Below are 13,345 nucleotides of genomic sequence, written 5' to 3' on the forward strand. Positions count from 1 at the left end.
TACTATCCTCACTTCTTTTTCACCAATAACAAAAAATTTATTTTTTCTATTATCCAATAAAAATATCTTTATAGGTAAAGATATAAAAACTAATCACATAAATAAATCAGAATTCCACATTTCACCCTCGAAACAAATGAAAATTCGGAAAATAAATCATGTAATACAGATAGTAATCTTAACATTTGATTACTTACATGACTAGATAAGTATTTAAAATAGTAGTTTCTAAATTATATAAATTAAAAGGAATGAGTCCGATTCAACATCGAACTCATTCCTTATTAGTAACCTAAATTATTGTATCTAACTTTTCGGATTCAATTCATTTCCAGTTCTCTTTCCAAACTTAGCAACAGAACTGTTACCTATTACTGAACTCTTGATAGATTCCATGCTATAGTATCAGTCCCATTCTCTCCATTACCATATTTCATATAATCGATTAAATATCCTACCTTTAACTTATTACCATTAGATAGTATGTTCCATTGCTTATGGTGTCCAGTGAAATTCTTTGGATATGCATGATTAAATTTAAAAGTACTTGCGTTCTGTTTTTGATCTAAATGGATATAACTATCTTGAAGTTTTAAATATGCATAATCTGAATAAATAGGATTTTGAAATTTAATTAATACCTCTTCATCCTTTTTAATTGGTTTTCCAGGTTTAGGTTGACCTACTCTTTCAATAATTACATTCACTTTTTCATCGCTAGATTTTTCAGCCCAAAGATATTCCCATTTATTCCCTGCATGATGACTTCCCAAATAAGCTGTATTTCCATATGAAGCCACGGTATAAGGAACTCCTTCTGTAACAAATTCACCTGAATTATCTACTACATAATCTTCAAATTCTTTATTAGCTTTAATTTCAGTATCAATCTTTTGTGTAGGCGTTAGATTGTGTGCGTCATTGATTTCAAATGTAACTTTTCTGTGCGCAGCAATTTCAGATTTAATAGGGTGTATATTTTCTCTAGACTCATATGTAAATCCATTTTCACGTTTAACCAGTGTTACTGTTTGTGACGGAGCATTCCATTTCTTACTATAAGTAGTAGGAATATCTTTACTCACTCCAAATAAACCAGGTAAAATTGTTGCCCTAATCTTTTGCGTCACAGAATCATAACTACCTTCTACTAATGTTGGTTGCTGTAGCTTTGCAAAAGCTCCGTGTACAGAGTCTTTATGTAAATAACCGCGATCTCCCTGTCCCGCCTTTAAATCGTTCAATGCATCAGTTCCATTATTAGCTGAAACCACTGATACGTTATTAGTACTTTTAGCCTTGTTTACAATATGATTTACTTTTTTCGTATCTATATTTACCTGTTGAAAAACTTCGTTATAGGATAAAACTGGCTTATCAGCAAGAGATTTGTCTTTAGGAGTATATACCCTAAACTTTGGTATATTCCCTATATCTGTTTCTAATTGTTCAGTAGCTGCATTTACTCTAGACTCATATCTCCCTGAATCCCCCAAATGCATAATTTCTTCACCTTTTTCAATAGATAAATCCATTGTACTTGTAGGTAAAACTTCAATCGAAAGAAGTTCCCCTTGTTCAACAGCTTTCAATTCATCCAAAGATAAGACAATATTCGCATCTGCTTGTCCTTCTAAACTGTCAATTACTACTTCTGTTTTATTCCGTCCACCTTTTTCTGTACTTAAATAGTTTGCTTTATAACGATCTTGTGTTGCCTTTACAGTATTAATAATTTTGTTTCCTAAACGAATATTAAAATGAGGCGAAACATTTTCAGCGGATGCTGTTCCTACATTCTTATATTCCAAATGTACCCGTAATTTTGCTGCGTTCGCTGTATCCACAGTTGTTGCAGTAGACCAATCAAAATTATTTGTATAACTCTCCGTTTCCGTAGTTGTTTTTGAATATCCGTATCCCACATTTGCTGAAACACTTCCGGAAGGAACAGGACCGGCTGCTGAGCCTTCTACACCACCTGAACCACTTAAACCTACATTAAATGAATGTTGTGTAGATACACTTTTTTCCCATCCTCTACTAACTGATCCGCCATTATTATCCGTAATGGTTGCAATAGGAATTACTTCAATTCGTTTGACACCAATTTGCAAATTCGGCATGTTGGCAACTATCGGATTGAAATTAGTATCAGAATCGTTGTTATAATTCTCAACCTCATACATATCAGTAAAAGGATCACCATCCGTATTTGCATTCATAGGATTCGATATAAATTTTGGTTTCCCTTTATCCTTCTGGGGATCCCATGCTTTCGCTTCATTTTTTCCAGTTTGTGAATTGAATTCAATTTTATATCCATTAATCTCTAAGTCGTTGGAAATACCATCTTTATCCCAATCGTTGTTTGCCATTTCAATGTTTTGTGTAATGAGTGAACCTATTTCCCCATCAGATCCGAGCGTGAAATTCTTATCTTCTTTTTTTACATTTGCATTCTCTTTGAATATTTCAACTGTACCTCCTGGATTCGGTTGTTTTACATCTGCTAAAGCAGGAGATGCTAAAGTCAGTGCCATCGATACACTACCTAATACACTAATTGCTGGCTTCAATTGTTTCATTGTTATTTTTCCTCCTTGGTTTCTAGGTCCATTAGAACACCTACTAGTAAGATTAATTTCATCATATATAACAAATCTTTCTTTTCTCTCTCATAACTGTTAAAAAAGTCTCTCGTAAATATTACAAAACACTTACAGAGTTTTTAAAAGCCATAAAATCTATATATGAAACATCAAAAAGCCGTAATATGAAGAATCGATTACAATATATACAAAAAAGCAGCTAGCCAAAGCTAACTGCTCACTAACTTATAAAATTTCAGTAAAAGAATGTATTAATTTTGAAGTGTGCAAATTGGGAGAGTGACTTCAACTATAGTCCCCTTATTCACTTCACTCTCAATAAATACCTTCCCCTGGTGTGTTTCAATAATTTTATAACAGACCATTAATCCTAAGCCGATTCCCTCTTCCTTAATACTGTAAAAAGGTTCTCCTAAATATGGTATACGTTCTTTTGGAATCCCACATCCTTGATCGATAAAGCGAATCCTTATTTGATTATTATCAAGTTTATCAAATTGAATCAAAATTTCTCCTCCTGTTGGCATGGATTCAATTGCATTTTTTATAATATTAACAAATACTTGTTTTAATTGATTTCCTTCACATGGAATCAGTGGAATACCAGGTGTAAAATCAATTCTAATTTTTATATTATTCATCATTGCTTGAGGTTGCAGTAGCATTAAAACTTGATCCATTAGCACACTAATATCATTAAGTTGTATCTTTACCACCTGTGGTTTGGCTACCGCCATAAATTCATTAGTAATACTTTCTATACGCTCAATCTCTGATGATACTATATTTATATAACCCCGATTATTCTCAGTTTCCGTTGATTTTAGTAATTGCATAAACCCTTTCATTGCGGTTAATGGATTATTAATTTCATGAGCCATTGCAGTCGCTAATTGTCCTACGACAGCAAGTTTTTCAGATTTCCGTAGTAATTCTTCTGTTTTTAGCCGTTCAGTGATATCACGAGAAATACTTAGGAAAACTTTTTTACCATTTAAGTTAAAAACACGGACACTAAACTCAGTTGTTATTATTTTTCCTGTTGGAAAAACATATTCATCTTGCAAAGTGAAGGAAGTTTGTCCCTCTCTAATTTTTTCTAAAAACCTTACAATCATTTTAGAATCTTGTGGTACTACATTTGGAAATGGTAACGAGAGCAGCTCTTCTCTACTATATCCAAATCTTTTACAACCAACAGGATTTACCTCAATGAATCGACTTGGAACATGGTTTTCATTCAGCTCTACTACATATACTGCATCAGTTGCTTGTTCGATTAGTGCACGGTACTTCATTTCACTATCTTTTAATTGTTGGTGTAATCGATGTCGTTCTCTTTCTGCTTGTTTTCTTTCAGAGATGTCTCTACATATTGCAGATAAAGCTATCACATTTCCTCTTACGTCTAGTATAGGAGAAACTGTCAGACTGACATCAAGAAGACTTCCATCGTTACGTCGTCTAACAGTTTCTAATCTGGTAACTACGGATTCACCTGTTAGAATTTTCTGAATATTTTTAAGTGATTCTTCCATTAAGAAATCTGGTACACAGGGTAATCTCTTACCTATGATTTCTTGTAATGACCATCCAAATATCTTTTCATAAGCTTTATTTGCTTGTAAAATATGCCCTTCTCGATCAGAAATGGTAATAGCATCTACATTATGCTTTATAAATGATTCTAGTAATTCTTTGGTAGCTCTTAATTCTGATTCTACCTTTTTCCTTTCGGTTATATCGACTATAGAACCAACAACTTCCATAACTTGTCCATTTCGTTTAATCGGCCTAAGTGCAATAAGAATAATCGTTTTATCATCTGGCCAGGGTAATTCGAATATAATTTCTTTCCCTTCCCATGCCTGAAGATAATACTTCATCAATTGTGGAACTAAATGTGGTGGAACAATAGAAGCATCAATAGTCCGTAAGCTTTTCCCTACCACCTGTTCAGAATAAAATCCTTTTTGATAATAAAACTGTCCATCACATAAAGTGTGTATAAAGTGCTTACCCACTTTTTTAAATTTAAAAATCCCTCCTTGAAGCTCATGTACGGTATCTGTGAGTTCTTGCTTGGATTTTTTTAATTCCCGATTCATTTTAGATAAGTCCTGTGTTAAATAATATAATCTCTGGTAGGCTTCCATAAGAAATAGCCCAATTAAAAGCCCTAAAGCTATATATAATAAGCCTCCAGTGTAAAGTAACTTAGTATTAAAGAATACACCAACTAACCACTTTATTCCGACAAAAACAGAAAAATATAAAGATGCACTTTTAAAAGGATGAAGGTTTTTAAAATATGTTTTAAAAGTAACAAATAGGATACCCAAACCTAAATAAGCAATCACAGGAGGTTCCCAGTAACCTCCAATGTAAAAGATACGCATGATAATAATGCTAATTAATGTAATCCAACCAGCAATGCGACCAAAGTAAATAAAAGATAGAATAAGAGGAACAACTCGAAGATCGTAGGAAAATCCCATGTATGGAAAAGAAAAGAGCATCAAAGTAACTGCAATAATTCCTCCATAGAATTTTTCGAAATATCGCCTGGAATGAATCAAAAACACTTGAATAAATATCGCTGCGCTAACTAATAAAGAAAAAATAGAAAGATTGATGAAATAGTCTTTAATAATCATGTAATGTCCCTCCTTGCATTAAAGATATATTCGACAAAAAAACAGAAAATCCTACAAATAGTACAAACAGTTCAGGTGTAAAAAATATAATTCCCTACATGACAGTACATGTAAATAGTATCATATTGATTCAAATCGAAAACCAAGGAATCTTCCATTTGAACCTTCAAATACCCCAAAAATAAGGTGTTTATTTAAATGTTATGTACAAAAAAACGTAGGAATATTTAATTCCTACGTTTTTTATAAATTAATCAATTCCTTCACTATTACAATTCTTCAAATTCCTCAATTTCGGCTTTTCGCTTTAAAAATATTGCAATATCTTTATTACAAGTTGCTCTTTTAATGTATTTGCAATCTTTTGGTTAAGCCATACACATAAAGCAACCAGCACCTTGATTCAATATTCACTTTTTTACTGTACAAATTCTTTTGCTTTAGCTAGGTGTTCTAGGAAATAAGGAGCCTTATGCCGTTCAATTTTTCACTTAACTTGGTGTCTAGTTTAGTGTACCATCCCCATGCCCATCAACTTAAGAAAATAGATTCACCCCAAAACGAAAATTCTATCCATTGTTGTCTATTAATAACGAGAATTATGTAAATGAGCTGTTCATATGGGCAGCCTATTGTATTTTTTGCTTAGGGTGTTTTTATGTAGTGCTTGATGAAAAAGTAAGAAATAATCTTTAATTATGTACATCGCTTTATATTCACTTAGTTCTTTCTGTTTCTTACGTAACAGGAGTTCTCTCATTTTAAACATAGTAGAAGAACATAATAGGATACTAATGAGTTGTCCATAAAGGTGGCATTCTAATCGCTCTTGTTTTTGATGCATATTCATAAAAAGCACGTCACCCTTTCTCATTAACATAAGAGAATAGTAACGTGCTTTTAAGTTTAAGAATAGTCTAAATCCTTAAGTTGATGGGTACGGGGGGGTACTCCTATTAAAGAAAATTCCCATTCTAAAATTGAAGATACTTGTAAATTTAGTACGAATCTCAGTTGAACTCCTGTTACTTAATTGTCCCCATCCCACCAATTTTCACATTTACCTTGACGTTTACATCGCCCTTTGCTAATTCATTATTCCATTTATTTTGGACTTTTTTCCATTCTGGATATGTGTAAGTTCTTGCATATCTCCCAAGCCCAATAGGATCAATATTGGCAGTTTGTATTTTCTTTATTAATTGCTTGAAATCAGCTTCCAGCTTAGTTTCAATCGCCTTTTGTAATTTTACTCCATCCTTTCTTGTATTGAACGAAAAAAGCTGTTCTGTAATGCCGACCTTCATCTTTATATCTGTATTAAATATAAATTTATTATCATATCTTGCCTTTGTCTTTACTTTAATGTTATAGGCAGCAAAGCTTATCCAATCTTTATCCTGGCTATCCGACTTTAGTTTAATTGGGATTGTAAATGAAAAATCACCTGTAGTTCCTTGTTGCAAAATGCGTAATAGTTTGTTTTCATCAGGTTTTAGCGTTAATTTATGCCTTCCTTTTTCATCTAACAAAGCTGTACCTGCCACAAATATTTTATTCGTTTTTTTCATTTCAGTAATATTCGCTGTTACCCCTTTGTCTGCCATTTGTTCATGTAGTTCTTGAAGATTTGTTTTTACTGTGATATTTCTTAAAGAGGCTGTATCAACTAGTTTTGTTAAATATAGAGGAAGACGCGGCTTATCTTTTGGGTTATAAAAGATGACGTCCGAAACAGGTCCATCAACAGCAACAACCCTTGTAGTAACTGTATTTTTGGGGTCTCGTTGAAATGGATCGAGATATTTCATCCAATTTTTTTGTTTCAATAGCCGTTTTCCAACTAAAATCACCTGTGTTTTACTTCCCGAGGTAAGTGCCATAACAGTAGCATCAAATTTGTCTCTAGAATTTCGAATCGTAGCAGATTTCACACCCGTAACTTCTTCTTTTACCTTGGCTTCTTTATTAAAAACAGGACTTGACATGTACACCAATAGATTATTATTACGATCTAAATCGATACCAAGTACAAGAGTAAGGGAAACATCTTCAATATTTGTTTGATCAAAGCATCCAGTCATCATGAACACCGATAACAAAATACAACATAGTACTTTTCTTTTCAATGTATCTTCCCCCAATGAGACTTCTCATATAGCCAGCCATACATCCATAAAATGATAGGTAATATATAGGTTAACCCAATCCCAGCATTCGATAACACCTGTAGTCCCGTTTCGGCTTGATTCCAACTAGGACTAATCCAGAATACGAAGCCGATAATGAGTAATAAGAGAATAACTACATGAGAGCTGTGATCTTGTTTCCCAAGTAATCGGCTTGAACAAAATACAGAACAGAATATGGCAGGAATCCAGCATGTAGAAACAACGGGCAAGTAAGTAGCCAATAAAATCATGTCAAAACGTTCTAAAAACCGAAATTCAATTACTTTAAGTAAATTTAGTACCGGTTGGTTAAATTGCGTAATGCTATCAGGGCTAAAATAGGCAAAGCAAACAATAGTAGCGAATAAATAAAATAACATCGTTAAAGTGTTTGCAATAACCATTCCATGGACTGCATACTGTTTTTTTCGTAAAAAGGGATATAAAAAGAACGCAATGTCAAATCCTAAATAAGCATAGATAGTGGTCGGCACAGCCGTTAATATAGGCTTCCACCCCTCTTTTAAGAGCGGAAAGAATGGCATCCAACTTCCGTTCTCTTTAAGAGGTACCAAAAAAAATAACGGAATCCAAAGCAACATATAAAAAGTAAGTTCGGAGTACCGCCCTATAATACGAGGGCCGTTACGTGCGACAAGAAAGGTAGGAATCGAAAACAAAAAGATAACTAGATAATCAGGCGTTTTTGGAAGAAGCCATCCCTTAAGATAAAGCATAGCGTTCACAAGAACAGTACAAGAATAAAAAGCGAAGTACATCATGTAAATAACAACAAGTGTTTTCCCTATTATTTTCCCGAAAAATCGTATAAGAATTTCGTAAAGTGTGTCCTCGGGATATTTTGCAGCTGTTTTCACAATAAAAACACCTGATATTGTGGAGAATATCCAGCCAATCAATATAGCTATCCATCCATCTGTTCCAGCTTTTTCTGCAAGCACACGTGGAAGAGATAGAACGCCAGTGCCGACCTGCATTCCATTGATTAAAACAATATACTGCATAAGAGTGATGTCATTATAGGCATATTTTTTCATAATTTCACCTTTTGTTATGATTCTTACCTTGTCGAATAGATTGAATAGCTCCTGTACCCTTAGGACGCCTTCTGATTGCCCATAAAGGAAAGCGTATAAAAGTATCTTTCATATCTGCAAAGCGAAACGGTGCTAACGGTGTTCCATAAGGAGTTCCTAGCGATTCAAGACTGATAAGATGTCCAATTAATGTCATCCACCCGATAACCAGTCCTACAATTCCAAATAATGCAGCTAAGATCATCATGGGGAATCGTAAAAGTCTAACTGCAGATCCCATATCATAGTTAGGGATAATAAAAGAAGAGATGGCTGTAACAGCAACAACAATAATCATAATGTTACTTACAATTCCGGCCTGAACAGCTGCTTGTCCAATGATAATACCGCCTACCATTCCAACTGTCTGACCAATCGGGGTAGGCAGGCGTAAGGCCCCTTCTCTCATCATTTCCAGCGTTATTTCCATAAGTAATGCTTCCATTACTGGAGCAAAAGGTACGCTTGTTCTTGACTCTGCAATAGATAAATAAAGCTCTACAGGAATAACTTCGAAATTAAAGGAAATAAACGCAACATAACTCGCTGGCAAAAATAGAGCAACCAAAAAGGCGATAAAACGAAGTATACGAATAAACGAAGCAACTAGCCATCTTGTACCGTAATCATCCACCCCTTGAAAAAAAGAGATGAAATTTGTTGGAGCAATTAATACATTTGGCGAATGATCCACTACAGTCACAAATCTGCCCTGTAGAATGTGCGATACGGCTAAATCAGGTCTTTCTGTTAACATAAATTGTGGAAATGGTGAGTACGGGTTATCTTCAATGAATTCAATAAGTTCACCTGTACTAGTAACAGCATCAACTGTTATACTTTGAATCCGTGTTTCTAATTCCTTTAGCACATCCTCAGAAGTTACATCTTTTAAATATAAAATAGAAATCTTTGTTTTGCTTCGTAAACCAATTGTTATCTCTTTTATCATTAATTGGCGATGTGGAATATACCTTCGAATCATTGTGATATTTTGAGCTCCGGTTTCTACAAATCCTTGATGCCCACCTTTTAAAGATATTTCGTTATGAGCATCTTCAATACTTCTTTGCGGCCACCCTTTTGTGTCTAATTGATACGCTGTAGTTCGACCGTGAATTAATAAAACACTATCTCCTTCTAAAATAGCATTTTCACTCTGACTCCACGTATTAATAATTTTAATTTGTCCTAATGTAATGGGAAGTTCTGTATTGGTATCAAAATCACTATTCATCAAAGGACTTAGAACATGATTTTGAATCAATTCTTTATCTGTTAATCCAGACAAATATACTAAAGCGGCTTCTAGTCCAGCTTCTGTCATTTGAAACCGTCGAATCACTAGATCAGGTGATTGATGAAATACATTCTGAAGCTCAGCTATATTCTTCGATAAACTAGCTTCTAAGAGAGAGTCTTCTATATTTTTTTGGGGAACAGGAGTATCGTCTCGTATTGAACATGATTTAGGATTTTCTCTATATTTTAACCATTTCAGAAATTTAGTCATGGCTTCCTCACCTTCTATGCACCTTCTATAGTATGTTTAGTATGCATATATGAAGAAAAAATATCCTAATAATTAGAGAGATAACGCCAGACTTATTACTATAAAGTTTTTGGTGCATATTTCATAAAGGCAGGTTGCAATTCTCATTAACATAAGAAAATAGTAACCTGCTTTTAACTTCAAGAATAGTGTAAATCCTTAAGTTGATGGATGTGGGGTACCGCCACATGCCCATCAAGCTAAGATTTTGAGATACCCCCCATGCCCATCAACTTAAGAAAATAGATTCACCCCAAAACGAAAAAATGAGCTTTTCTGTTAAAAGTTAGCACAAAATTTCGTTCTGGGGGTATTTGTTTTTCTTAGCTTGATAGCGATGTGTACCATCCCCAATTAATGCATTTTTTGGGTTCAGTTCATTATATTTTCTACTTTGTCTTTATACACAACATATTCTTTCCCCTCCACTACTGCTACCACCGCAAATTCATCATTTGGATTGAATGAAAGCCAGTCAGCCCACATGCTTGTATTAGCACCTCCACTCCACATATGATGAACAGTGTTTTTAGTTAAATTCATAACTTTATAAGACGCATTTGGTGCATTTGTTCCAGTCTTTATTTCAAAAGTGTATGCGTTATGGATTTTTTTATAAAAGTAAAAAACGTTTGATGGACGAAGTAGATTCATAAAATCCTGTTCTTTCTTCTCTGCAATTTTTATGCCTTCTAGTAATGTGACAACATCTGTTCTTAATGTTTTCCAACTATCTTTAGCTGAATTCAAGTTAGGCTTTAAAAATTTATATCTATTTTGATCAGCTTTTTCATCAGCTTTATCAATATGCCCCAGTACGCCCGAATATTGAGAGTCTAAATCATCCCATTGTGTGGACATATAAGTAAGAGCAGTAATAGCACTATCAATCGTACTATGCATATCACTAATATTATGAAATGCAACTCCGACTACACGATTTAATGTAATTTTATAATCAACAGTTTTACGTAATTCTGCTAAAGCAGGCTCTAATCGACCTAAATTATCTCTAGCAGTACCTATCATTATGCCACCAGAAATAAGCGTGGGGATAAAAGGTATTTTCACCATTATTAATCCATCAGATTCTAATTTCTTATAATAGTTTACTTGTCCTAAAACTTCATCTAAACGCTTTTGATCAGTCTCCACATCAGCTCCTTGGTTTTTTAAAATCGATTGCAAGGTCTCTTTATGGCTTCCAAATACTCTAACATCTTCTCCAATAGCGTTTTTAAATTTAGTTAATTCTTCTATTAATGCTTTTGCAGACTTTTGGTTTCGTTGAATTCCCCCCCTTAAATCAGTAATCCCCTTTTTTAAAGTATCCCCATTTCCATTGTTGATCGCCTCTACTAATGTTTCATAATAATTTTCAAACTTTGTATCGTATTCAATAATGCCGGTCAATGTATCTAAAAGCTGTTTTTTTACTTTTGTATTCCATGTAACAGCATGTGCTCTTGCATTCTTTTGATCCTGTACAATTTTACTAGGTAAATCTGCATACCCATTAATAGAAATTCCTTCAAAACTCACATCCGGATTATTAATTAGCAAATAAGAATATTCATTCATAGCTTTTGCAAATAACCCAGCATCTTGTACAGTTTTTTTCATCTTTTCTTCATTTGCTGAAAGAGACATATCTCCAGTGTTCGTTTGTTCAGTTTCAATTGCAAAGGTTGCTACTGGTGTGACTGCATAGGTAGTTGTCATAATTAAAAATGCTGATACAGCCAGTATTTTATAAGGTTTTTTTTTCATCTTTTCTTATTCCTCCTGTATAGAGTATGATTTCAAGTCCTATTCTTATTAAAAGACGATGTAGTTGCATAGATTCGATATTATTAAGCGAATCTATATAAACTGTCCCCTATTAATCGATTCTGTTACAAATTTTTAAAAACAAGTAAACTACATGGCTATCTTTTTATTTGGATAAAACTTATATATAAGTGAAAGGCGAAGTCTTTAATGAGACTCCGCCTTTTTAATATATAAGGATTTATTAATTATCACTTTACTGTTTAACAGTGTAATCATAGACTCTCTATGTTATGGTTCACTTTGCAACAGAATTAATATTTCCCTATTTTTGTGGAGTAACAGTTTCCACTTTTAATTCCTTTATCCCTTCTTTTAATGTAACAGCATCTGTTCTTAATGTTTTCCAACTGTCTTTCGCTGCATTTAAATTAGGTTTTAAGAATTTAAATTTATTTTGATCCGCTTTTTGAGCTGCATTCTCAATATGCCCTAGAACGCCCGAATATTGAGAATCTAAATCATGCCACTGCGTGGACATATAAGTAAGAGCGTTAATAGCATCATCAAGTGCCTTGTGCATTTCATTAATATTACTATAAGCAACTCCAACTACGCGATTTAATGTTACTTTATAATCCACGGTCTGACGTAATTCTGCTAATAAAGGCTCTAACTTACCTAAATTATCTCTTGCTACTCCCACTATAATACCGCCAATTATCGGTAGACCCAAAATAGCACCCTTCATTACATTAAACCCATCAGATTCTAATTGTTTATAATAGTTTACTGATCCTAATACTTCTTCTAGACGCTTTTGATCGGCTTCAACATCTGCACCTTGGTTTTTTAAAATCGACTGCAAGAGATCTTTATTGCTTCCAAATGCTCTAACATCTTGTCCAATAGAGTCTCTTAATTTAGTTAATTCTTCTATTAGTTGTTGTGCAACCTTTTGATTTTGTTGAATTTCACCTCGTAAATCTGTAATCCCTTCTTTTAAAGTTTCTCCATCCCCTGTATTAATCGCCTCTACCATTGTTTCATAATAATTATCAAATGTTGTATCATATTCAACAATACCAGTCAATGTATCTAAAAGCTGTTTTTTTACTTTTGTATCCCAAGTAACAGCATGTGCTCTTGCATTCTTTTGATCTTGTACAATTCTACCAGGTAAATCCACATATCCATTAATAGTAATTCCTTCAAAGTTCACATCTGGATTTTTAATTAACATATAAGAATAGGCATTCATAGATTTTGCAAATAAACCGGCCTTTTGCAAGGTCTCTTTCATTCTCGCTTCATTTGCAGAAAGAGCCGTATCTCCATTGTTCGTTTGTTCAATTTCACTTGCAAAAGTTGTTACTGGTGAAACTACATTAGCGGTTGTAATAGTTAATAACGTCGATACAGCGAGTAATTTGTAAGGGATTTTTTTTATCATTTCATTTTCCTCCAATTTAGGTTTTAATTTTCA

7 protein-coding genes and 1 pseudogene are annotated in these 13,345 nt (G+C 33.7%); all 8 read right to left on the reverse strand.

Going from position 1 to position 13,345, the window contains the following annotated elements; all coding sequences use genetic code 11:
- Positions 1 to 371: 371 nt before the first annotated feature.
- Entirely contained in the window at positions 372 to 2,588 is a 2,217-nt protein-coding gene (locus NSS97_RS16320; protein ID WP_044444149.1) for a binary toxin-like calcium binding domain-containing protein, read from the reverse strand.
- 275 nt (positions 2,589 to 2,863) lie between these two features.
- Positions 2,864 to 5,269, reverse strand: coding sequence for a PAS domain S-box protein (locus NSS97_RS16325; RefSeq protein WP_341113410.1), 2,406 nt, complete (start codon positions 5,267 to 5,269; stop codon positions 2,864 to 2,866).
- A 625-nt stretch (positions 5,270 to 5,894) separates the two neighbouring features.
- A pseudogene (locus tag NSS97_RS16330) lies at positions 5,895 to 6,104 on the reverse strand (IS4 family transposase); the annotation flags it as partial.
- A 190-nt stretch (positions 6,105 to 6,294) separates the two neighbouring features.
- Complete coding sequence (locus NSS97_RS16335) at positions 6,295 to 7,398, reverse strand: Ger(x)C family spore germination protein (protein ID WP_044444146.1); 1,104 nt, start codon at positions 7,396 to 7,398, stop codon at positions 6,295 to 6,297.
- Entirely contained in the window at positions 7,395 to 8,498 is a 1,104-nt protein-coding gene (locus NSS97_RS16340; RefSeq protein WP_044444145.1) for a GerAB/ArcD/ProY family transporter, read from the reverse strand. The genes NSS97_RS16335 and NSS97_RS16340 overlap by 4 nt, the downstream gene beginning before the upstream one ends.
- Positions 8,499 to 8,502: 4 nt before the next feature.
- A complete protein-coding gene (locus NSS97_RS16345; RefSeq protein WP_044444144.1) occupies positions 8,503 to 10,050 on the reverse strand; it encodes a spore germination protein in 1,548 nt (515 codons plus the stop codon).
- 411 nt (positions 10,051 to 10,461) lie between these two features.
- Positions 10,462 to 11,859: a hemolysin BL regulatory component HblB gene (gene hblB / locus NSS97_RS16350; protein ID WP_341113413.1), complete on the reverse strand. Its 1,398-nt coding sequence runs from the start codon at positions 11,857 to 11,859 to the stop codon at positions 10,462 to 10,464.
- 325 nt (positions 11,860 to 12,184) lie between these two features.
- Positions 12,185 to 13,312, reverse strand: a complete 1,128-nt coding sequence (gene hblA, locus NSS97_RS16355) for a hemolysin BL binding component B (protein WP_000591974.1) — start codon at positions 13,310 to 13,312, stop codon at positions 12,185 to 12,187.
- Positions 13,313 to 13,345: the final 33 nt, after the last annotated feature.

Origin of the sequence: Bacillus sp. FSL R12-0074, from assembly GCF_038005725.1 — a bacterium.
GTDB lineage: Bacteria > Bacillota > Bacilli > Bacillales > Bacillaceae_G > Bacillus_A > Bacillus_A mycoides.